Here is a 20,950-nt window from a genome sequence, read left to right on the forward strand (position 1 = left end):
CCTCTGCCGCACGGAAGCGGTGGAGATCGGCCGGCGGCGCTTGAAATCGCCGGCCACGCCACCATTCTTCGGTCAGCAGTGAGGCACGCCCGAAAAGGGCAGCCCGACAAGGGGAGGACGGGGATGAGCGCCACGCTCATGTTCGAGGATTTCACGCCCGGCAAGCGTTTCGATTACCAGCCGCATACGGTCACCGCCGACGAGGTTGTGGCCTTTGCGATGGAGTTCGATCCGCAGCCCATGCATCTCGACGAAGAGGCCGGCCGACGCTCCATCCTCGGCGGCCTTTCGGCGTCGGGCTGGCATACCTGCGCCATGGTCATGCGCATGATGTGCGACAGTTTCGTCGGCCGCTCCACCTCGCAAGGTTCGCCCGGCATCGACAGCATGCGCTGGCGCCGCCCGGTTCTGGCCGGCGATACGTTGTCGGGCCACAGCGAGGTGCTTGAAGCCCGCCTGCTGCGCTCGCGCCCGGGCATTGGCATCGTGCGCTTCCGCAACACGGTCATGAACCAGCACGGCGAGACCGTGGCAATCTCGGAAGGTCCGATCCTGTTCCGCAGCGCGGCCAAGCAGCAGGTGCATGAATGAGCTTCGAGGACATTTTCCCGCGCGGCGTGAAGGTCGCGCTCGGCCAGCTCACCTATACGCCGGCCGACATCATCCGCTTCGCCACAGCCTTCGATCCGCAGGTCTTCCACCTCGACGCGGAAAAGGCGCAAGCCTCGCTCTTCGGCGGCCTCTGTGCTTCCGGATGGCATACCACCGCCGGCTGGATGAAATGCTACGTCCGCTTCTGCCAGGACGAGGCGCGCCGGCTGGCAGCCGAAGGGCGCGCCCTGCCCCGCATGGGCCCGTCGCCTGGCTTCAAGGATCTGAAATGGCTGAAACCGGTCTATGCCGGCGACACTATCACCTTCTACCTCACCGCCCATGACCCGGAACCCCAGACCCGCCCCGACCGCCGCATTGCCTGCGGCATCGGAAGCGGCGAGAACCAGAACGGCGAAGAGGTGATGCGCTTCGAGAACCGGGTGATCGAGTTCATGTAAGGGTGGGGGCTGCGCCGCCGCATCGGCTCGCAAGCGAGGCGACTGGCACCACGCCCGTTACGCCATCAATGGCCCGGAAACGCGATCAGCGTGCGCACGTTGACGCCGAGCGCCTCGAGCTTGGCACGGCCGCCGAGATCCGGCAGGTCGATGACGAAGCAGGCGGCGACGATGTCGGCGCCCATCTGCTGCAGGAGCTTCACGGCGCCCTCGGCCGTACCGCCGGTCGCAATCAGGTCGTCCACGAGGATCACCTTTTCGCCGGGCACGATGGCGTCGCGGTGCATTTCCATCTCGTCCACGCCGTATTCCAGGCTGTAGGCGATGCGCACCGTGTCATGCGGCAGCTTGCCCTTCTTGCGGATCGGCACGAAACCGGCCGAAAGCTGGTGGGCAATCGCGCCGCCGAGGATGAAGCCGCGTGCCTCGATGCCGGCGATCTTGTCGATCTTCGTGCCGGCATAGGGGTGCACCAGTTCGTCGATGGCGCGGCGGAAGGCACGCGGCTTGCCGAGAAGCGTCGTGATGTCGCGAAACAGGATGCCCGGCTTCGGATAATCGGCAATCGTGCGGATCGCGGCCATCAGTTCGGCTTCGAGGGGAGAAGACGTCATGGGAAAGCGCTGCCTCTGCTGGTCTTTCTGCGGAACATTCGGCCGCAAGCCTTAGCATCGCCGGCGGCGTTGCCCAACGCCTTTCTGTCAATGCCGGAACCTTTCGAGCACCCCGGAGTTCGACCATGCGGTCGCCGAAGGAGCGGCCTCACACAGCACGAAACAATGCACGTTCAACCGATGGAGGACATCATGCGCCTTTTCGAATGCGGAACTCTCGTTCCCGGCTGCAACTGGCACACCCGCGCCGACAACGAAGCCGAAGTCATCCGCCGCGCCGTCGAGCACATCCGCGAAGCGCACAACGAGCCGATGATTCGCGAGACCATGGTGGAAGCGATCAAGGCGCGGGTGCGTGACGAGCAGAAGGTGGCGTGAGGCGTCTCTGCCTCACCCCTTCTCCCCCGCCTCCAGCACCGCCGGCAGCCGCGCGAGCAAGGCCTGGCGGTCGAGGTGGAAGTTCCCTTCCACCCAGATCGTCTCAAGCGCTGAAAGCACGCGACCGATCTCCGGCCCCGCCGCGACGCCCGCCCTCATGAGATCGGCACCGCCGAGCGGAAACGCGGGCTTCACCCAGCCCTCCGCCCGCTTGAGGTGGTCGAGAAGCCGCGCGGCTTCCGCCATTTTCTCCGTCTCGATCTCGGCCTTGGCGCGCGCAACCGCAAGCGCCAGCCTCAGGCGGTCGACGATACCCTCGCGACCCGTGCGGTAGAGAAGCCGGTCGAGCGCGGTTCCTGCGAGATCGGGCTTCACCACTGGCGCCTCGGCAAAAGCCCTGAGCCGCCCCGCCTCGGCCCGCGACAAACGCAGGCGCTCGGCAAGCGCGGCCAAACGCTCCGCACCCGGAGGCACGATGGCCATCAGGCGCAGCAGCGCATCCGGCGCCCAGCCATAGGCGGCCTCGGCCGCAATCAGGCCCGGAATGGCATCGATGCCCCATTTTTCCGTTTCCGGCAGCACCACGGTCAGCACGCCGGAGGTGCGCATCCACAAGAGAGCCCGGCCGGGGTCCTTCGCACCAAGCAGCTTTTTCATTTCCGCCCAGATGCGCTCGGCCGAAAGCCGCGTCAGTTCGTCCTTCGCCCGCGCGCTGGCCCGCAGGCCCTCGGCATCCGGCCGGCCGCTGCCATACTGGGCAAAGAAGCGGAAGAAGCGCAGAACCCGCAGATAATCCTCCGCCACGCGCTGATGCGCATCGCCGATGAAGCGCACGGCGCGCGTTTCGATATCGGCGAGACCGCCGACGAGGTCGATGACCCGCCCCTCGCGGTCGGCATAGAGCGCGTTCATGGTAAGGTCGCGCCGTTCCGCGTCCGCCTGCCAGTCCGTCCCGAAGGCGACCTCGGCATGGCGCCCGTCGGTGGAGATATCCCGACGCAGCGTCGTCACCTCGAAGCCGCGGCCATTGGCCACGAGCGTCACCGTGCCATGGGCAATCCCCGTCGGCACCACCTTGATGCCGTCGGCCTCGGCCCGCGCCGTGACGGCTTGCGGCAGCAGCGTTGTCGCGAGATCAACATCGGCGACCGGCAGGCCCATCAGGCTGTTGCGCACCGCGCCACCCACCACGCGCGTCTCCGCATCATCGCCGTTCAAAACCGTGAGGATGCGCGTCAGCGCACTGTCGCGAAACCAGGTCTCCCCGGCCACCGAGGGCGCCGTTTCAGCGGTCATGCGTAAAGCCTTTCATAGAGCGTGCGAAGAATGCCCGCCGTGATACCCCAGATGTTCCGCTCGCCATAGGGCATGCGGTAATAGTGCCGCTCACGACCCTGCCAGACGCTGCTGCCGACAATGTGGTTGTCCGGGTTCATCAGGAACGACAGCGGCACCTCGAAAACGGCATCCACCTCGTCCGGATTGGGCACGATGGAAAAGCCGCGCCTGACGACGGCCAGCACCGGCGTGATGCGGAAGCCGGACATGGCCATATAATAGGGCAGCCGCCCCACCGGCTCCACGAAGCCGCGGTCGAGCCCGATCTCCTCCTCCGTCTCGCGCAGCGCCGCCACCTCCGGCGTGCGGTCCTCCGGGTCCATGCCGCCGCCCGGAAAGGCGATCTGCCCGGAGTGCTTTCTGAGCTTTGCCGTCCGCTGGGTAAGGATAACCTTGGCACCATCCGGATCGTCCACCACCGGCACCAGCACCGCAGCGTCGCGCAGCGTCAGCCCTTCCAGATAGGGAACGACACCAGGATTGAGCAGGATATCCCCATGCTCCCGCCAGGCGTCGGCGTTCGACTGCACACCGTCGGACAGCGCCCGGTGGCGGAAATCGGCGGCGGAAAAGGACATGGCACTCATTGCGACAGGCGATCGAGCTCGCCGGCCGGCATGACCGGAAAGACGACGCCGCCCGAGCGCAGGCAGAACATCTCGACGCCCTCGACCTCCAGCCGCTCGCCGAGCGCAACGAGATCGTACATGACGGCGCGCGACACCAGCGCTTCCAGCCGGCCGCGCACATGCAGGTAGGGCTTCAATTCGCCGTCAAGGCCGCCCGTCTCGAAGCGCAGCGTATGTTCGGAGCCGGCGGTCACCACGTCGCCCACATTGGTGCGGAAGGTCAGCACCTGTCCGGCGCCCTCGCCCTCGACGCTCATCTCGACGGCGAGAAAGGGCGCATCTACCACCCGGATGCCGACTTTCTCGACAGGGGTCACCAGATAGGTCCGGCCGTCCTCATCCTTGCGCAGCACCGTCGAAAACAGCCGCACCAGGGGCTGCCGCCCGATCGGCGTGCCCAGGTAGAACCAGGTGCCATCGGCGCGGATCTCCATATCGATATCGCCACAGAAGGGCGGGTTCCAGCGCTCCACGGGCGGCAGGCCGCGCCCCTCGCCACCGGCGTCGCCCTGCGCCCGCGCAATCAGCGCCGCGAGCCCGGACGCGTCCGCGCTGCCGGCAATGCCCGTCGCCGCGCCGCTGGAGGGCGATGTCGTTGTGTCTGCCTCTGCCATCGTTCCGTCCCGTTTGGTCCTATTCTTGCACGTCGATGACGACATTGCGTGGATGACACGCTCCGTCACGAGATAGTGCGGTCCGGCCGGCTTGTCAGCCGAGACCCCGCGCTTAAATTGAATTTATCCGCCGTAACCGGCAGCGCATCGATTCGGGCGCGGCCAGACCGGCACCTTGGACACATCGAGGGAGATGCGCGATGAGCATGATGAAGACCGCCGACACCGCCCTCGACGAAAAGACGATCATCGCCGCCGCCGAAAGCGCGCTGGAAGAGATCGCCGCCATTCGCGCCGAAGTGGGCAAGGTCATCTTCGGCCAGGAAAGCGTTGTCGAGCAGGTGCTTCTGGCCGTGCTCTCCGGCGGCCATGCGCTGCTGGTCGGCGTGCCCGGCCTGGCCAAGACCAAGCTGGTGACGACGCTCGGTGCGGTTCTGGGCCTGAATTCCAGCCGCATCCAGTTCACGCCCGACCTGATGCCCTCCGACATTCTCGGCGCCGAGGTGATGGACCAGGACGACAGTGGCCGCCGCTCCTTCCGCTTCGTGCCCGGCCCGATCTTCACCCAGCTCCTGATGGCCGATGAAATCAACCGCGCCAGCCCGCGCACCCAGTCGGCTCTCCTGCAGGCCATGCAGGAATATCATGTGACCGTCGCCGGCCAGCGCAACGACCTGCCGCAGCCCTTTCACGTGCTCGCGACCCAGAACCCGCTGGAACAGGAAGGCACCTATCCCCTGCCCGAAGCGCAGCTCGACCGCTTCCTGCTGGAAGTGGACGTTCACTACCCCGAATACGAGGCCGAGCGTCGCATCCTGCTTGAAACCACAGGCGTCGGCGAAGCCGGTGCCCGCGCGGTGATCGACGCCCAGCGCCTTTCGGCCATCCAGCAGCTGGTGCGCCAGATGCCGGTGCCGGATACCGTGGTCGACATGATCCTGAAGCTCGTGCGCTCCGCCCGCCCCGGCAACGGCCACAGCCTGACCGACAAGACAGTGGCCTGGGGCCCCGGCCCGCGTGCTGGCCAGGCACTCATGTTGTGCGCACGCGCCCGCGCGCTCTATGACGGGCGTCTGGCGCCCTCGATCGATGACGTCTTCGCGCTGGCCGAACCCGTGCTGCAGCACCGCATGGCGCTGAATTTCTCGGCCCGCGCCGAAGGGATGGGCGTGCGCGATGTGATCGCCACGCTGGTCAAGGACGCTCGCGGCTGAGGCCGCCGGCCGTTCGCGGGGCGCATGAAGCGGTCCGCGGCCGGCATTGCTTCGTAAAGACAGCGGCGCCAAGTGGTGCGACCGGCTGGCTCAGCGCTGAAGGAGCGCCTGAACACCGCATGGCATCCATCGGACAGATCGTCGAACGCACACCATCCGGAGAAGTTCTGGCCCGCGCCCAGATGCGCGCCCGGCTCATCCCGGATTGCCTCGTCGAGGCCCGCCGCGTCGCCAATACGGTCATTGCCGGCTGGCACGGACGGCGCAAGCGCGGCATCGGCGAGAATTTCTGGCAGTTCCGCCCTTATAGCGTCGGCGAAAGTCTGTCGCGCATCGACTGGCGCCGTTCGGCTCGCGACGACCATACCTATGTGCGCGACCGCGAATGGGAGGCGGCGCACACGATCTGGCTCTGGGCCGATCTCTCGCCGTCCATGATGTTCAAGTCGACCCTCGGCACCGTCTCCAAGGAAAGTCGCGCGCTGGTGCTGATGCTGGCGCTGGCCGAAATCCTCGCCCGCTCCGGCGAGCGCATCGGCTGCCCCGGCGTCATGGAGCCGGTCTCGGCCCGCAATGCGGCCGAGCGTCTGGCGGCGGCGCTGACCCACCGCCCGCCGAGCGCCGGCCTGCCGGACACGGGCATGATCCGCGGCGCGAGCGACCTCGTGCTCATCGGCGACTTCCTCGACCCCTCCGATGCGATCATGACGCGGCTGACGCCGCTCTCGCGGCGCGGCATGCGCGGCCATGTGGTGGAGATCGCCGATCCCGCCGAAGAGGTCTTCCCCTATGCCGGCCGCACCGAATTCACCGATCCGGAGACGGGCGAGAAGCTGACGGCCGGCCGCGCCGAGATCGTGGCGGAGGATTACCGCCGCGCCTATCTCGGCCGTCGCGAGGCCCTCGGCGCCAGCCTTCGCCATCTCGGCTGGAGCTTCACGCCGCACCGCACCGATCACCTCGCCTCCGAAGCGCTGGTGGCCGTGCACATGTATCTTTCCGGCGCGCCAGGCCGCGCCAACCATGGAGGACAGCTGTGAGCGGCCTGCCCTTCCTCTTCACCAATCCCGCGCTGCTGGCGGCGCTCGTCGCGCTGCCGGCCATCTGGTGGCTGCTGCGCATGACGCCGCCGCGCCCGCAGGCGGAGGTCTTCCCGCCGCTGCGCATCCTCGCCCGCGTGTTGAAGCGCGAGGAAACGCCATCGAAAAGCCCGTGGTGGCTGACGCTGCTGCGCATGCTGATGGCGGCGCTCGTCATCCTCGCCATCGCCGATCCCGTCATGAACCCGCGCGTGAACACGCTGTCGACCGGGGGGCCGCTGGTGCTGGTCGTCGATAACGGCTGGGCGAGCGCGGAAGACTGGGAACGCCGCGTGGAAACCTCCGGCAGCCTGATCGACGATGCCGCCAGCCGCGATCTGCCGGTCTCGATCGCCTTTACCGCCGACCGCGACCACAATGCCGCCCCGGAAAGCGCGGAGGAAGCGCGCCGCCGCCTCGCCGCCGCGCGGCCACAGCCCCTGCCGACAGACCATCCGGCCACGATCGCCGCCATCCGCACCGCGCTTGCCGGCACGCGCCCCGGCACGATTGCCTTCGTCAGCGATGGCATGGAGGGTGCCGGTACGCCGGTGATGGCCGAGCTCGCATCCCTTCAGCCCGCCGACCTGCGCGTCATCGGCACCGAAGCCGGCAGGCCGGTGGCCCTGTCAGCCGCCGCCAACGAGGCGAACGGCCTTGCCGTCACGGCCACGCGCCTTGCCACGGCCGAGGCCGAAAGCCTCGGCGTGACCGCCTATGACACGCGCGGCCGCGCCATCGGCGAGGGCCGGCTGGATTTTGCGCCCGGCGAAGGTGTCGCCCGCTCCACCGTCACCGCGCCCTTCGAACTGCGCAACGATTTCGCCCGCCTCGGCATCAATGGCAACGCCAATGCCGGCGCCACCTATCTGCTGGATGACGGCTTCCGCCGCCGCCGCGTCGCGCTCTTAAGCGGCGAGGCCCGCGACATGGCGCAGCCGCTGCTCTCGCCGCTCTACTACATCAACCGCGCGCTTGCGCCTTTTGCCGATCTTGTCGCGCCGGAAGAGCCCGACCTCGCCAAGGCTGTTCCCGCACTTCTGGAACAGAAACCCTCCGTGCTGATCATGGCCGATATCGGCCGCCTGCCGGAGGAGGTCTATGGGCCGCTCGAAAGCTGGATCGACAATGGCGGCACGCTGATCCGCTTCGCCGGGCCGCGTCTTGCCGCTGCCCCGGCCGAAGACCCGCTGGTGCCCGTCATCCTCCGGCAGGGCGAACGAGCCCTTGGCGGTGCGCTCTCCTGGGCGGAGCCGCAGCCGCTCGCCGATTATCCCGCCAACAGCCCCTTCGCCGGCATGCCGAAGCCGACCGATATTCTGGTGAAGCGTCAGGTTCTGGCCCAGCCGACGGCAGACCTCGCCGATCGCACCTGGGCGAGCCTTGCCGACGGCACGCCGCTGGTTACGACCCGGGTCCAAGGTCAGGGCCGCATCGTGCTTTTCCATGTTTCGGCCGAGGCGACCTGGTCGAACCTGCCGATCTCGGGCAGCTTCGTCGAAATGCTCCGCCGCACCGTGCAACTGGCCCGCGGCGGCCGTGTCGCGGCCGGAAATGGGGAAGCCGCGCGCACGCTGCCGCCCTACCGTCTGCTGAACGCCGATGGCGTTCTGACCGGCGAGACCGGTGGCGCCCGTCCTCTGGAAATCGCTGCCGGCGCCACACCGAAGGCGACGCCTGACAATCCGCCGGGCCTCTATGGCTCGGAGGATGGCTTCACGGCGCTGAACCTGATGGAGCGCGACGCCGTGCTGAAGCCGCTGACGCTGACGGGCCTTCCAATCCCCTATGCCACCGCACCGCTCGCAGGCGCCGAGACCTGGTCGCTGAAACCCTGGCTGCTGACGGCAGCCATGCTTCTCCTGATCCTCGACGGCATCATCGTGCTCGTCATGGGCGGCGCCTTCGCCCGCCTGCGCGCCGTCACGCGTCCCGCCGCCCGCGCCGCGACGATCCTCGCAGTCGCCATGCTCGGCGCTGGCCTGCTCGCCGCCCCGGGCATCGGCCTCGCCGATGACACGAAGCCCGGCGACGACGAGATCCTGAAACGGCTCGACACCACCCATCTCGCCTACGTCGTCACGGGCGAAGCGGAGGTGGACCGCATCTCCGAACGCGGCCTCGAAGGCCTCACCCAGTTTCTCACCTATCGCACGACGCTGGAGCCCGGCACGCCGATGGGCGTGGATATCTCCAAGGACGAACTGTCCTTCTACCCGATCATCTACTGGCCGGTTTCGGCAAGCGCACCGATGCCGAGTGCGCAGGCCGTCAGCCGCATCGACGCCTATATGCGCGCCGGCGGCACCGTGCTCTTCGACACGCGCGACCAGATCTCCGCACTCGGCAATTCCGGCGGCGACAGCCCGAACACTGAGCGCCTGCAGCAGATCCTCGGCAATCTCGATATTCCGCCGCTGGAGCCGGTGCCGACCGATCACGTGCTGACCAAGTCATTCTATCTGCTGACAAGTTTTCCCGGCCGCTATTCCGGCAGTCCGCTCTGGATCGAATCCCAGCTCGACAAGCAGGATGGCGCGGCCGACCGCCCCGCCCGCTCGGCCGATGGCGTCAGCCCGATCATGATCACGGGCAATGACCTCGCCGGCGCCTGGGCGATCGACGAGGCCGGCAATCCGCTGCTGCCGACCGTTCCGGCCGATGAGAACCAGCGCGAATATGCCTACCGCGCCGGGGTCAACATCATGATGTACATGCTCACCGGCAACTACAAGGCCGACCAGGTGCACATTCCCGCCCTGCTCGAACGCCTCGGCCAGTAAGGAACCGGCATGACCATCGATCTCTCGCCCCTCATCCCGCTTCCCGCACTTGTTGTCCTCATCGTCGCGGCCGCCGTTCTTTCGGTGCTCGGCCTGTGGCGCGGGGTGCGCGGTGTCTGGCTGCGCACGCTCGCCGGCATCCTGCTGATCCTCGCACTCGCCAATCCCGTCATCCGGCAGGAAGAGCGCGAACCGCTCTCCACCGTCGTCGCCGTGGTGGTGGATCGCAGCCAGAGCCAGGACTACGGCACCCGGAAGGCCGAGACGGATCAGGCACTTGCCCAGTTGCGCGAACGCCTCGCCGCCTTCCCGCGCATCGAGGCGCGCATCGTGGAAGCCCGCGACGACGGCGAGTCCGAGGCACCCTCCACCCGCCTCTTCGAAAGCCTGCGCACGGCGCTTGCCGATGTGCCGCCGTCCCGCGTCGGCGGCGCCATCTTCATCACCGATGGCCGCATCCACGATGTGCCCGACGTCAACCAGCCACTCGGCTTCAACGCGCCCGTCCATGCGCTGATCACCGGCCGCGCCAACGAGTTCGACCGCCGCATCGAAGTGGTGCGCGGCCCGCGCTTCGGCATCGTCGGCGAGGACCAGACCGTCACCTTCAAGGTGGTGGATGACGGCCCCTCGCCCGGCGGCGAGGCCGAGGTGACGATCCGCCTGAACGGCAACGAGATTGCCCGTCAGGGCGCGACCGCCGGCACCGAGATCCCCTTCACCTTCAAGGTGCCGCGCGGCGGCAACAACATCCTCGAATTCGCGGTGTCGCCGCTTGCCGGCGAAGTCACCGAGGCCAACAACCGCGCCATCCATCTGATCGACGGCATCCGGGAAAACCTGCGCGTGCTGCTGGTCTCCGGCGAACCGCATGCCGGCGAGCGCGCCTGGCGTAACCTGCTGAAGTCGGATGCGTCCGTCGACCTCGTCCACTTCACCATCCTGCGGCCACCGGAAAAGCAGGACGGGACGCCGATCAACGAGCTGTCGCTGATCGCCTTTCCGACCCGCGAGCTCTTCGTGGACAAGATCGATGAGTTCGACCTGATCATCTTCGACCGCTATCAGCATCGCGGCGTGCTGCCGATCCTCTATTACGACAACATCGCCCAGTATGTGGAAAAGGGCGGCGCGCTGCTGATCGCCGCCGGCCCGGAACATGCCGGCGAGGATTCCATCGCCATGACGCCGCTGCAGGCCGTCCTGCCCGCCAACCCGACCGGCAGCATGAACGAGAAGGCCTTCTTCCCGCGCCTGTCTGACGAGGGCAAGAAGCACCCGGTCACGCGCGGGCTCGAAGGTGCTGCCAGCGAGCCGCCGGCCTGGGGGCGCTGGTTCCGCACCGTGGATGTGGATCGCCCGCAGGGCGAGACCGTCATGCAGGCTGCCGACGGCAAGCCGCTGCTGGTGCTCAACCGCGTCGGCGAAGGCCGCGTCGCCATGCTTCTGTCGGATCAGGGCTGGCTCTGGGCGCGGGGCTTCGAAGGTGGCGGACCAAGCGCCTCGCTCTACCGCCGCACCGCTCACTGGCTGATGAAGGAACCGGCGCTGGAGGAAGAGGCCCTGACGGCTCGCGCCCTTGGCCGCTCCATCGAGGTCAGCCGCCAGACGCTCGGGACCGATCCCGGACCGGCCGAGATCACCCTGCCGTCCGGCGAGCGCCAGTCGCTGACGCTGACGCAGGCCGAGCCCGGCCTGTTCCGCGCCACGCTGCGGACGAGCGAGACCGGCCTTTTCGAAGTGAAGAACGGCGATCTCTCCACCCTCGTGCATGTCGGCACCGTCGATGCGCCGGAGTTCAAGGCGACCACATCGACCCCGGACATCATCGCGCCCGTCGTGGAGAAGACCAAGGGCCTGGCGACCCGCATCGCGGAAAATGCCACCGTCAGCGTGCCGCCTGTCCTGCCGCTATCCGGCGCACTGCGTGTCGCCGATCCGGCGCGCCTGTCGATCCAGATGACCGATGAGACCGTTCTGAAGGGTATTCTGTCGCTGCCGCTCTTCGCCGGCCTGATCGGCCTCTCGGCCCTCATCCTCGCCTTCTCGGCCATGTGGTATCGCGAAGGGCGCTGAGCCCTTCCGATCTCCGACAGGTCTGGCCGGAATGGCCTTCAGCGACCGATGAAGCGTTCGATGGCGTCGAGGTACTGGCGCGGGTTCTGGTAGAGCGCCCCGTGGCTGACATTGGAAAGCACCACGAGCTTCGCGCCTGGAATGGTATCGGCCATGTAGCGTGAGTGGGATGGCTTGATGAACTCGTCGTGGTCGCCGACCACGATTTCCGTCGGCACGCGGATCGACCGCAGTTCCGCTGTGGTATAGTTAGGTTCCGTCGCCCACATGGTCTCGATGGCCTGCTGCAGCGGCGGCATTTCATCGCTCGCCGTCTGCCCGTCTCCCGTTGCCGCGCTGGCTTTCACATCGTTGACCGCCGAAGCGATCGTTTCTGGAAAGAGGCCCGAGGGGCTGACATTCGCGGCCTGGGCAAAAAGCTTGGTCAGCCGTTCCGGATGGTGGATGGCCATGTCGATGCCGATGATGCCACCATCGCTGAACCCGACCAGCGCCACCTTGTCGATCTTGAGATAGTCAAGCAGCGCGACATAATCCTCGGCCATGAGATGGTAGGTAAAAGGGATGTTGGTGCGGGTGGAGCGCCCCTGCCCGCGGCTGTCGGCCACGATGACCTCATGGTTCCTGGCAAGTTCCGGAACCTCGGAACCCCAGACATCGCTGCTGCCCATCCCGCCATGCACGAGCAGGATGGGCGTGCCATGACCCTTGCCATAGATGCCGTAATACATCTGGATGCCACGGATGGGTGCGAAACCGCTCACCTCCGGCGCAGGCATGGGCTGAGGCCCCCTGACCGCGCGCCACGGCGCTTCCATTCCGCCATCGACGGACGTCTGGCCGCTGGCCGGGATCAGCAGAATGAGAAGTGTTGCTGCGAGCCTGTGTGCGAATGCCATGGGTGTGCCCTCGCAATCTCAATGTTTTAACGGGAAATAGTCCGTCGACACAAAAATCCGCCGCCACCGCGGGCGACTGAAAGGGATAAAGCTTTCGTCTTCTTCTGCGGGTCATTATCCCGCGAAAAAGGACCGTTTTCACGGCCAGAATTGATTAACAAATATATAAAACACGCGAAATTAACGCCTGTCGACTCGAAATGTTCCGATTCGCAAAGGCCGTGGCGATTTCGCAGAGTGAAGGTTAACGCAGGCGATTTCGTACAGGAACCGCCCGCCTCGCATGAGCCCGGAAGCGGCTTAGCCGCGCCGCCAGCCGATCTCGCCTTTCAGGCGCGGATGGACATTGTCCGCGAGGGGAACGACGAGCACGCGGGCCGGATCGACCGGACCGGGGAAGATGAGCGCATTCATCGCCACCCGTTCGAAGCCGAGCGGCATGTAGTAGGGACCGTCACCGATCAGCACGACGGCCTCCGATCCCTTGCGCCGGGCAGCATCGACAGCGATCCGCACCAGTTCGCGGCCGATGCCCTTGTTCTTGTGCGAGGGCCGCACCGCAAGCGGACCGAGAAGATGGCCCCGCACGCCGCCTGCCAGCACCGGCGTCATCCGCACCGATGCAATCGTCTCGCCGTCATCGGCGCAGATGAAGGACAGCGACCGGTCATGCGGCCCCTGCTCGCGGATACGCGCCGCCGCCCGGGCAAAACGGCCGGGCCCGAAGGCTTCTTCGTTGATGAGTTCGATGGCAGCGTCGTGCGACGCATCTTCCGTCAGATAGACGAGGTCGTGCTTGTGCATCATGAGCATGGTATCAGGAACCGGAAAGGCAGGACGAGAGGGTGCGGACATGCGATCGCCCGTCGGGGCGTTGGCAGGGTCAGCGTCGTCGCAGGCTTCCGGCAATGATCATGGCGTGATCGGGTTCCTGAAGGGGTACGGCCGGCACGGCCTCACCTCAAAAGATGGTCGGAGGGCCGGATATCAGAAAATCGCTCTTCGTCAAAGCAAAAACGCATCGTTCACCGAACGGACCCTATGCCCCGCCGACCGAACCGCTATCTTCGCGCCCAACGAATGAAGCGAGAGGAAGATCATGGGCAAGCTTGTTGACGGCGTCTGGCATGACGTCTGGTATGATACCGCCGCAACCAAGGGCCGCTTCGAGCGATCGAAGTCGCAGTTCCGCAACTTCGTCACCGCCGATGGCAGTGCCGGCCCGACGGGCGAAGCCGGTTTCAAGGCCGAAACCGGCCGCTACCATCTCTATGTCTCGCTCGCCTGCCCCTGGGCGCATCGCACGCTGATCTTCCGCAAGCTGAAGGGCCTGGAAGGGCTGATCGACGTGTCGATCGTCGATCCCCTGATGCTGGAAAACGGCTGGGAGTTCAAGGATCGTGACGGCGGCACGGCCGATCACCTCTTCGGCTCCGACTATCTCTGGCAGGTCTATACCCGCGCCGACGCCACCTATTCCGGCCGCGTGACGGTGCCCGTCCTCTGGGACAAACAGCGCCAGACGATCGTTTCGAACGAATCCGCCGAGATCATCCGCATGTTCAACAGCGCCTTCGACGGCCTGACCGGCAACGGCCTGGATTTTTACCCCGAACCGCTCCGCGCCGAGATCGACGCCCTGAACGCCCGCATCTATGACGACGTCAACAACGGCGTCTACAAGGCAGGCTTCGCGACGACGCAGGATGCCTACGAAGACGCCGTCACGACGCTTTTCAAGACGCTGGACTGGTTGGAAGAGCACCTTGCCATGCGCCGCTACCTCACGGGCGATGCCATCACCGAAGCCGACTGGCGTCTCTTCACGACACTGGTGCGCTTCGATCCCGTCTATGTTGGTCACTTCAAGTGCAACATCCGCCGCATCGCCGACTATCCGAACCTTTCCGGCTATCTGCGCGACCTCTATCAGGTCGAGGGCGTGGCGGACACGGTCAACATGACGCACATCAAGCACCACTATTACCGCAGCCACAACACCATCAACCCGACCGGTATCGTGCCCGTTGGCCCGGAGCTTGCGCTTGATACCCCGCACGGTCGCGACACGATCGGCAGCTGAAGGCCTTACCAGACATCGTCGCGCGGGGCGTAGCCCATCAGTTCGACGAGCCGGCGTCGCGTGGCATAGGTTGTATCCTCCGGCAAATCTTCCAGCGAGAAGAAGCCGGTCTCGACAATTTCGGCATCCGGCTTGCGTGGACCGGTCTGGGTGACGCCGTCGCACCGATAGAAGAGCACATGGTCGCGCTTGCTGGTCAGACGGTTGTAGTAGACGTGAACCAGGACGGGGGGCGCACCAAATTCAAGGTTGCCCTCCTCCTTCAATTCCTTCGCAAGCGCATCCAGCGCCGTCTCCCCGCGCTCGACGCCACCGCCCGGCATGTGCCAGCCGTCCACATAGCTGTGGCGGACCAGGAAGAGTTCCCCCTGCTCATTGAAACAGGCCGCACGCACACCAATCGTCATGCCGCGTGTCAGGAAGAAATACGAATGCAAGGCCTTCGTCAGCAGGCGCTTGCGCCAGCTGCGCCTCTCGGGCGGCACTTCATCAGCCACTTGAACGACCTCCCTTAAACCCGCAAAGCAACGGGATATGCTTTTATCGTCTAATTGTCACATATATCAATTAACCGCACAATCCATGGGTGTTCGGGAATACGGAAAGCAGCCTGAAGTCAGGCGCGCAGCCTTAATGATTTCTATTTCGGGCCGGTTGGCGTTAACGGTTCCGGATCACTTGATCGTCCATGCTGGCGTGACCGTGTCAGGCAAGATCGGCCACCGAACAACCAGGCTTGCATTCCTGGGACAGCCATGCGCCTTGACGGCTTTTTGAGGGCAGCGTTTCGATTTCGCTCTCGGTTTCGGCGCAGGCTGCGCTAGGTAGGTCTGATGTTCAAGCTCGCCCATATTTCCGATGTCCATCTCGGCCCCCTGCCCCGCCTCACGGTTCGTGAACTCGCCTCCAAGCGGATCACAGGCTTCTTCAACTGGCACCGCAACCGGCGCCGGCAGATGTTCGGCGACACGTTGGCAAGCGTTCTCGCCGATATCGAGACGAAGGATCCGGACCACCTCGTCATCACCGGCGACCTCGTCAACCTCGCCTCCGGCCGCGAGATCACGGCTGTCACGGACTGGCTGGCGGCGGCCGGCAAGCCGGACATGATCTCGCTGGTACCAGGCAATCACGATGCCTACGTCCCCGGTGCCTATGAGCGCACGACGGCCGCCTGGTATCCCTACATGCGCGGCGACATCGCGCCCGAAAGTGCCGCCGATATCGAGCATTGCTTCCCCTATCTGCGCGTGCGCGGCCAAGTCGCCATCATCGGTTGCTCGACGGCGGTCGCAACGCCGCCCTTTGCGGCCAGCGGCTATTTTGGCCGGCGGCAGGCCCGCGAGACGGTCAACATGCTGCGGGCCACCGGCGAGGCCGGCCTTTTCCGCGTCGTGCTGATCCACCACCCGCCGATCCGCGGCGCCACCTCCATGCACAAGCGCATGCTCGGCATCCGTCGCTTTGCCGCGACCGTCAGGGCTGGCGGCGCAGAACTCGTGCTGCACGGCCACACCCATCTCAACACGGTCTACAGCCTGAAGGGCCAGACCGGAAACGTGCCGGTTGTCGGCATCTCCTCGGCATCCCAGGGGCCGGGCGGCCACAAGCCGCCGGCGGGCTACAACCTCTTCACCATCACCGGCAGTCCAGGCCACTGGCAGGTGCTCCGCGAGCGCCACGAAATGATGCCGGATGGCGTCACGCTGAGGCTGGCGGAAACCACGCGCTTTTCCGGATGAAGCGGGATTCTCGGTCGATCGACAAAAATTGGAATAAATCCACGAATAATCGACATGCCCTATCCGTTCCTCCTGTAACGGCGCTAGACTGGCGCCGGGAGCCTGCCCCGCAGACCCGCGCGCCGCACGGGTTGCTTCGTCAGAATAGGGAACCGCACATGCTGAAAACCCGTAATTTTGCCGCCACCATCCTGGCAGGCGCCGCTGCCATCGCCTTTGCGGGCAGCGCTTTTGCCGCCGGTGAAGACACCTCCAAGCCGCCGGAAGAAACCAAGACCACCACCGAATGCAAGGACGGCAAGGTCTGGGACGAAGCCAAGAAGGAATGCGTCGATCCCAAGAAGAGCGATCTCAGCGACGACATCCTCTTCAAGGCCGCGCGCGAAATGGCCTATGCCGGCCAGTACGAGAATTCGCTGAAGGTGCTGGACGCCGTCCGCGACCAGAACAGCGCCCGCGTGCTGAACTATCGCGGCTACGCCAACCGCAAGGCCGGCCGCATGGAAATCGGCATGGACTATTACCGCAAGGCGCTGGCTGTCGACGCCAACTACATCCTCGCCCGTTCCTACATGGGTCAGGCGCTCGTCGAACAGGGCCGCATCGAGGAAGCCAAGGCGCAGCTGATCGAGATCCGCGACCGCGGCGGCGAAAACACCTGGGCCTATCAAGCGCTGTTCAAGACACTCGGCGGCGAACGCCAGTACTGAGCGACAGACACTTCCGCTACGATTGCGCGCGCCTCTCGAGGGAGGCGCGGTTCCACCTAGCAGGGCGTGATCGCGCGGGCGCCCGCACCCGCGAAATCTGCGGATGGCTTCGGCTTACCGTCTTGCGAAGCAGGGACGAACGTCCCATAACGCTTCGACCCGCCTGATTGATGACCGCAGCCCGGATCGGAAGACCTCGTCCCCTCCGCGCCTGCGGCGCAGCACAGGGCGGTCCGGAAAGAGGGTCGCGCCCTTCAAGGCGGCTTTTCTTCCGGAAAGGCGAATAAGACGGCCTCCTGGCCCGTTCCTGTGGAAGAGCGATGCGTTCAGCGGTGGAACCGAACGACTTCAGACGCGAGCTGGTCAGCCTGCTGCCCAAGCTGCGCCGGTTTGCCCTGTCGCTGACCCGCAATGCGACTGATGCGGACGATCTGGTACAGGAGGCCTGCGAGCGGGCCATCACCCGCCACCATCTCTGGAATGGCGAGGGACGCCTGGAAAGCTGGGTCTACGCGCTGACGCGGAACCTGTGGGTGGATGAGGTGCGCAAGCGCAAGGTCCGCGCCGGCACCGGCCTTGTTGCCGCCGAGGAGCAGGACGAACTGGTGGTGGATGCGGCCGGCGAAAAGGCCGTCTATGCCAACCAGATCCAGAAAATGATCCTGTCCATGCCGGACGGGCTCGCCAGCGTCTTCGTGCTGGTCAATGTGGAAGGCCATAGCTACCGGGAAGCCGCCGATATTCTCGGCATCCCGATCGGCACCGTGATGAGCCGCCTGTCGGCCGCCCGCATCCGGCTGGCGGCGATGATTGAGAAGAACACGGAAAGGAGGGCCTGAGCCTTGCTGAATACCAAGGGTCTTGCCCTCGAAGTCCGTCTCTCGGCCTATCTGGATGGCGAACTCGGCGATGCCGAACGCCGGGAACTCGACGATCTCCTGACACGCAGCGACGAAGCCCGACAGATCCTCGATACGCTGAAGGCCGGCAGCGCCTTCGGAAACACCGCCTTCCAGGATTTCCTGCACGATCCCGTGCCGCTCAACGTCGTGCGCCGCATCAAGCAGGGGAGCGCCAGCGTCTCCCCGGCCGGAGAGCGCATCGTCGAGGCACGCACGTCCGCAGCCAACGCCAAGCTCTGGCCGCGGGCGCTGGCCGCTTCGCTGGCGCTCCTGCTCTTCGGCGGAACGGCCGGCTACATTATCGGCAGCAAGCAGGGCGGCCTTTCGGACCTGCCCCAGACGGCCGCCGCGTCGCGCGGCTGGCTTGACGAAATCGCCGACTACCACCGCATCTACGCCAGCCAGCGAGACCATCTGGTGGAGCTCGCCGCTGATGAAAAGCCGCAGATCGAGAGCTGGCTGAACGCCAGCGTCGGCGTGCCCTTCCGCATTCCCGATCTCACAAGCCGCGGCCTCGCCTTTCAGGGCGCCCGCCTGCTGGTGGTGCAGGGCAAGCCCGTCGCGCAACTGATGTATCGCGATCAGGAAGGCGATGTGATCGGCTTCTGCTTCCTGCGCAACTCGGACAACACATCCGTCACCGATCCCAAGGAAGACATCCGCGACGATCTCGCTCTGATCTCCTGGAAAAAGCCCGGTGCCTCCTTCGTGATCGTCGGCCCATCATCCGATGCGGCGCTGCAAGCCATCGCCTCCGACATATCCCAGGAAATCTGATCCCGCCGGAAAGTGACGCACAAAAAATCCCCGGCCCGAAAGCCGAGGATCTCGATTGTGTCAGTCTCTGAAAGCCCTCAGGCCTTGCGGGCCTGCGCCTGCAGCACGAGGTTGGCGGCAGACACGATCGCCTCGAGCGAAGCGGCGACGATGTTGGTGTTGATGCCCACGCCGAACAGCTTGCCGCCGGGATGCTCCACCTCGACATAGGCAATGGCCGCCGCATTCGAGCCGTGTTGCAGCGAGTGCTCGGAATAGTCTGCCACCGACAGGTCGATGCCGAGATAGATGGAGAGCGCATTGATGAAGCCGTCGATCGGCCCCGTCCCCTTGCCCTCGATGCGCTTCACCTCGCCATTGTCGGTGATCTCGGCTGCGACCACGCGTACGCCCCGGTGATCCTTGTCGGCCGGATAGGTGTGGTGATCGACGAATTTCAGCCGCGCGCCGGGCTGCTCCACATAGCGCTCGAGGAAGCGGCCATGTATGCGCTTCGACGGCAGCTCGACGCCCTCTTCGTCCGTGATGCGCTGGATGTCCTCGCGGAACTCCACCTGCAGGTTGCGCGGCAGGTTGATGCCGTAGTCTTCCTGCAGGATATAGGCGATGCCGCCCTTGCCGGACTGCGAGTTGATGCGGATGATCGCCTCGTAGGAACGGCCCACGTCCTGCGGGTCGATCGGCAGATAGGGCACTTCCCACAAGGGCTTGTTGGCCTTGCGCAGCGCCTTCATGCCCTTGTTGATGGCGTCCTGGTGCGAGCCGGAGAAGGCCGTGTAGACCAGCTCGCCGACGTAAGGATGGCGCTCGGGGATCGTCATCTCGTTGGAATATTCGTAGACGGCCTTGATCCGCTCGATGTCGGAGCAGTCCAGCCCCGGATCGACCCCTTGCGTGTACATGTTGAGCGCCAGCGTCACCACGTCCACATTGCCGGTGCGCTCGCCATTGCCGAACAGCGTGCCTTCCACGCGATCGGCGCCGGCCATCAGGCCGAGTTCGGTGGCGGCAATGCCCGTGCCGCGGTCATTGTGCGGGTGGAGCGAGACGATGACGTTCTCGCGGTTGTCGAGGTTGCGGCACATCCACTCGATCTGGTCGGCATGGATGTTCGGCGTCGACATCTCGACGGTGGAGGGCAGGTTGAGGATCAGCTTGTTGGCGGCCGTGGGCTTCACGATCTCGGTGACGGCGTTGCAGATCTCCAGCGCCACTTCCAGCTCCGTGCCGGTGAAGCTTTCCGGCGAATACTGGAAGCGGTAGTCGCCGCCGGCCTTGGCGGCCATGTCCATGATCATCTTGGCGGCGTCGGTAGCGATCTGCTTGATGCCGGCCACATCCTTGCCGAACACGACGCGGCGCTGCAATTCGCTGGTGGAATTGTAGAAATGGATGATCGGGCGGCGGGCGCCCTCCAAGGCCTCGAAGGTGCGGGTGATCAGCTCGGGCCGGCACTGCACCAGCACCTGCAGCGACACATCGTCGGGCACATTGCCCTCTTCCACGCACCAGCGGGCGAAGTCGAAGTCGGTCTGCGAGGCCGAGGGGAAGCCGATCTCGATTTCCTTGAAGCCCATGTCGAGGAGCAGCTGGAACATGCGGGCCTTGCGGTCATGGCCCATCGGGTTGACCAGCGCCTGATTGCCGTCGCGCAGGTCCACCGAGCACCAGATCGGCGCCTTGTCGATCACCTTCGACGGCCACTGGCGATCGGGCAGGTTGATCTGCGGATAGGGCTGATACTTGGTGGCAGCCTCGGGCATGCCCTGCTTGGGAGTATGGCTCTTCTGGATCATGGTTCTCACGTCTCTTCAGTCTCGACCGCCGGGCTGAGATAGCCGATACGTCTGGCTTTTGCGACGGAAATCGGCTGCGGGCGGAAAGGGTTTTGATGGGGTTTGTTCAAGGAGCGATTGCCGGCTGGCTTCATCGGCCGCCGGGCGCTCCTCAGGAAACCCGGCAACCGCGCGTAAGGCCGAGAAGAAGAAGCGAGGAAACAGCACGCGCGCCCGCGCTCATGCCGGAGACGGCAGGCGCAAAACGGATCGCAATGGTCGGCG

Annotated in this window: 20 protein-coding genes; 12 read left to right on the forward strand and 8 right to left on the reverse strand. The window is 65.5% G+C overall.

All coding sequences use genetic code 11. The annotated features are described in order from the left end of the window. The first annotated feature begins 123 nt into the window (after positions 1 to 123). Entirely contained in the window at positions 124 to 591 is a 468-nt protein-coding gene (locus tag ACED18_RS06380; RefSeq protein ID WP_377290092.1) for a MaoC family dehydratase, read from the forward strand. Beyond that, positions 588 to 1,052: a MaoC/PaaZ C-terminal domain-containing protein gene (locus ACED18_RS06385; RefSeq protein WP_377290094.1), complete on the forward strand. Its 465-nt coding sequence runs from the start codon at positions 588 to 590 to the stop codon at positions 1,050 to 1,052. The genes ACED18_RS06380 and ACED18_RS06385 overlap by 4 nt, the downstream gene beginning before the upstream one ends. A gap of 65 nt (positions 1,053 to 1,117) precedes the next feature. Here the strand turns inward: ACED18_RS06385 and ACED18_RS06390 are convergent, their stop codons facing one another. Continuing rightward, the gene (locus ACED18_RS06390) at positions 1,118 to 1,666 is read right to left on the reverse strand and encodes an adenine phosphoribosyltransferase (RefSeq protein ID WP_377290096.1); all 549 of its coding nucleotides are present in this window, start codon (positions 1,664 to 1,666) and stop codon (positions 1,118 to 1,120) included. A 192-nt stretch (positions 1,667 to 1,858) separates the two neighbouring features. Between ACED18_RS06390 and ACED18_RS06395 the strand changes: the two genes are divergently transcribed. Next, complete coding sequence (locus ACED18_RS06395) at positions 1,859 to 2,044, forward strand: DUF1059 domain-containing protein (RefSeq protein WP_377290098.1); 186 nt, start codon at positions 1,859 to 1,861, stop codon at positions 2,042 to 2,044. Between the two features lie 12 nt (positions 2,045 to 2,056). On the opposite strand, the gene ACED18_RS06400 is transcribed toward ACED18_RS06395, so the two are convergent. The 3 genes from ACED18_RS06400 to ACED18_RS06410 are packed head-to-tail and all read right to left on the reverse strand — an operon-like array spanning position 2,057 to position 4,625. Beyond that, the gene (locus ACED18_RS06400; RefSeq protein ID WP_377290100.1) at positions 2,057 to 3,340 is read right to left on the reverse strand and encodes a CCA tRNA nucleotidyltransferase; all 1,284 of its coding nucleotides are present in this window, start codon (positions 3,338 to 3,340) and stop codon (positions 2,057 to 2,059) included. Beyond that, on the reverse strand, positions 3,337 to 3,969 hold the full coding sequence (locus tag ACED18_RS06405; protein WP_377290102.1) for a CoA pyrophosphatase: 633 nt from the start codon (positions 3,967 to 3,969) through the stop codon (positions 3,337 to 3,339). The genes ACED18_RS06400 and ACED18_RS06405 overlap by 4 nt, the downstream gene beginning before the upstream one ends. Further along, a complete protein-coding gene (locus tag ACED18_RS06410; protein ID WP_377290104.1) occupies positions 3,966 to 4,625 on the reverse strand; it encodes a DUF1285 domain-containing protein in 660 nt (219 codons plus the stop codon). Before ACED18_RS06410 ends, ACED18_RS06405 begins: the two co-directional genes overlap by 4 nt. A 200-nt stretch (positions 4,626 to 4,825) precedes the next feature. On the opposite strand from ACED18_RS06410, the gene ACED18_RS06415 reads away from it, so the two are divergent. The 4 genes from ACED18_RS06415 to ACED18_RS06430 all read left to right on the forward strand — a co-directional run bounded on the left by ACED18_RS06415 (position 4,826) and on the right by ACED18_RS06430 (position 11,777). Continuing rightward, complete coding sequence (locus tag ACED18_RS06415; RefSeq protein WP_377290106.1) at positions 4,826 to 5,839, forward strand: AAA family ATPase; 1,014 nt, start codon at positions 4,826 to 4,828, stop codon at positions 5,837 to 5,839. Between the two features lie 119 nt (positions 5,840 to 5,958). After that, entirely contained in the window at positions 5,959 to 6,879 is a 921-nt protein-coding gene (locus ACED18_RS06420) for a DUF58 domain-containing protein (protein WP_377290108.1), read from the forward strand. Continuing rightward, positions 6,876 to 9,701 carry a DUF4159 domain-containing protein gene (locus ACED18_RS06425; protein WP_377290110.1) on the forward strand — a complete coding sequence of 942 codons (2,826 nt, stop codon included), beginning with the start codon at positions 6,876 to 6,878 and terminating at the stop codon, positions 9,699 to 9,701. The genes ACED18_RS06420 and ACED18_RS06425 overlap by 4 nt, the downstream gene beginning before the upstream one ends. A gap of 9 nt (positions 9,702 to 9,710) precedes the next feature. Continuing rightward, positions 9,711 to 11,777 carry a hypothetical protein gene (locus ACED18_RS06430; protein ID WP_377290112.1) on the forward strand — a complete coding sequence of 689 codons (2,067 nt, stop codon included), beginning with the start codon at positions 9,711 to 9,713 and terminating at the stop codon, positions 11,775 to 11,777. A 38-nt stretch (positions 11,778 to 11,815) separates the two neighbouring features. Here ACED18_RS06430 and ACED18_RS06435 read toward each other — a convergent pair whose 3' ends face one another. Beyond that, positions 11,816 to 12,676, reverse strand: a complete 861-nt coding sequence (locus tag ACED18_RS06435; protein ID WP_377290114.1) for an alpha/beta fold hydrolase — start codon at positions 12,674 to 12,676, stop codon at positions 11,816 to 11,818. A gap of 300 nt (positions 12,677 to 12,976) precedes the next feature. Further along, positions 12,977 to 13,480, reverse strand: a complete 504-nt coding sequence (locus ACED18_RS06440; protein ID WP_377291073.1) for a GNAT family N-acetyltransferase — start codon at positions 13,478 to 13,480, stop codon at positions 12,977 to 12,979. 295 nt (positions 13,481 to 13,775) lie between these two features. Between ACED18_RS06440 and ACED18_RS06445 the strand changes: the two genes are divergently transcribed. After that, complete coding sequence (locus tag ACED18_RS06445; protein WP_377290116.1) at positions 13,776 to 14,759, forward strand: glutathione S-transferase family protein; 984 nt, start codon at positions 13,776 to 13,778, stop codon at positions 14,757 to 14,759. Between the two features lie 5 nt (positions 14,760 to 14,764). Here the strand turns inward: ACED18_RS06445 and ACED18_RS06450 are convergent, their stop codons facing one another. Next, positions 14,765 to 15,256 (reverse strand): NUDIX domain-containing protein, encoded by a 492-nt coding sequence (locus ACED18_RS06450; RefSeq protein ID WP_377290118.1) that lies wholly within the window; start codon positions 15,254 to 15,256, stop codon positions 14,765 to 14,767. A gap of 336 nt (positions 15,257 to 15,592) precedes the next feature. On the opposite strand from ACED18_RS06450, the gene ACED18_RS06455 reads away from it, so the two are divergent. The 4 genes from ACED18_RS06455 to ACED18_RS06470 all read left to right on the forward strand — a co-directional run bounded on the left by ACED18_RS06455 (position 15,593) and on the right by ACED18_RS06470 (position 18,890). After that, positions 15,593 to 16,501 carry a metallophosphoesterase family protein gene (locus ACED18_RS06455; RefSeq protein WP_377290120.1) on the forward strand — a complete coding sequence of 303 codons (909 nt, stop codon included), beginning with the start codon at positions 15,593 to 15,595 and terminating at the stop codon, positions 16,499 to 16,501. 158 nt (positions 16,502 to 16,659) lie between these two features. After that, on the forward strand, positions 16,660 to 17,211 hold the full coding sequence (locus tag ACED18_RS06460; protein ID WP_377290122.1) for a hypothetical protein: 552 nt from the start codon (positions 16,660 to 16,662) through the stop codon (positions 17,209 to 17,211). Between the two features lie 320 nt (positions 17,212 to 17,531). Then, a complete protein-coding gene (locus tag ACED18_RS06465; protein WP_377290124.1) occupies positions 17,532 to 18,050 on the forward strand; it encodes an RNA polymerase sigma factor in 519 nt (172 codons plus the stop codon). Between the two features lie 3 nt (positions 18,051 to 18,053). Then, complete coding sequence (locus ACED18_RS06470; protein ID WP_377290126.1) at positions 18,054 to 18,890, forward strand: anti-sigma factor family protein; 837 nt, start codon at positions 18,054 to 18,056, stop codon at positions 18,888 to 18,890. A gap of 77 nt (positions 18,891 to 18,967) precedes the next feature. Here the strand turns inward: ACED18_RS06470 and leuA are convergent, their stop codons facing one another. Then, complete coding sequence (leuA, locus tag ACED18_RS06475) at positions 18,968 to 20,686, reverse strand: 2-isopropylmalate synthase (protein ID WP_377290128.1); 1,719 nt, start codon at positions 20,684 to 20,686, stop codon at positions 18,968 to 18,970. Between the last annotated feature and the right edge of the window lie 264 nt (positions 20,687 to 20,950).

Source organism: Rhizobium sp. SG2393 (assembly GCF_042610495.1).
Classification (GTDB): domain Bacteria; phylum Pseudomonadota; class Alphaproteobacteria; order Rhizobiales; family Rhizobiaceae; genus RU20A.

Bases quoted from the DNA above. Each gene is read 5' to 3' on its own strand.
- ACED18_RS06380 (WP_377290092.1), top strand. From the start codon at position 124: ATGAGCGCCACGCTCATGTTCGAGGATTTCACGCCCGGCAAGCGTTTC.
- ACED18_RS06385 (WP_377290094.1), top strand. From the start codon at position 588: ATGAGCTTCGAGGACATTTTCCCGCGCGGCGTGAAGGTCGCGCTCGGC.
- ACED18_RS06390 (WP_377290096.1), bottom strand. From the start codon at position 1,666: ATGACGTCTTCTCCCCTCGAAGCCGAACTGATGGCCGCGATCCGCACG.
- ACED18_RS06395 (WP_377290098.1), top strand. From the start codon at position 1,859: ATGCGCCTTTTCGAATGCGGAACTCTCGTTCCCGGCTGCAACTGGCAC.
- ACED18_RS06400 (WP_377290100.1), bottom strand. From the start codon at position 3,340: ATGACCGCTGAAACGGCGCCCTCGGTGGCCGGGGAGACCTGGTTTCGC.
- ACED18_RS06405 (WP_377290102.1), bottom strand. From the start codon at position 3,969: ATGAGTGCCATGTCCTTTTCCGCCGCCGATTTCCGCCACCGGGCGCTG.
- ACED18_RS06410 (WP_377290104.1), bottom strand. From the start codon at position 4,625: ATGGCAGAGGCAGACACAACGACATCGCCCTCCAGCGGCGCGGCGACG.
- ACED18_RS06415 (WP_377290106.1), top strand. From the start codon at position 4,826: ATGAGCATGATGAAGACCGCCGACACCGCCCTCGACGAAAAGACGATC.
- ACED18_RS06420 (WP_377290108.1), top strand. From the start codon at position 5,959: ATGGCATCCATCGGACAGATCGTCGAACGCACACCATCCGGAGAAGTT.
- ACED18_RS06430 (WP_377290112.1), top strand. From the start codon at position 9,711: ATGACCATCGATCTCTCGCCCCTCATCCCGCTTCCCGCACTTGTTGTC.
- ACED18_RS06435 (WP_377290114.1), bottom strand. From the start codon at position 12,676: ATGGCATTCGCACACAGGCTCGCAGCAACACTTCTCATTCTGCTGATC.
- ACED18_RS06440 (WP_377291073.1), bottom strand. From the start codon at position 13,480: ATGCACAAGCACGACCTCGTCTATCTGACGGAAGATGCGTCGCACGAC.
- ACED18_RS06445 (WP_377290116.1), top strand. From the start codon at position 13,776: ATGGGCAAGCTTGTTGACGGCGTCTGGCATGACGTCTGGTATGATACC.
- ACED18_RS06455 (WP_377290120.1), top strand. From the start codon at position 15,593: ATGTTCAAGCTCGCCCATATTTCCGATGTCCATCTCGGCCCCCTGCCC.
- ACED18_RS06460 (WP_377290122.1), top strand. From the start codon at position 16,660: ATGCTGAAAACCCGTAATTTTGCCGCCACCATCCTGGCAGGCGCCGCT.
- ACED18_RS06465 (WP_377290124.1), top strand. From the start codon at position 17,532: ATGCGTTCAGCGGTGGAACCGAACGACTTCAGACGCGAGCTGGTCAGC.
- leuA (WP_377290128.1), bottom strand. From the start codon at position 20,686: ATGATCCAGAAGAGCCATACTCCCAAGCAGGGCATGCCCGAGGCTGCC.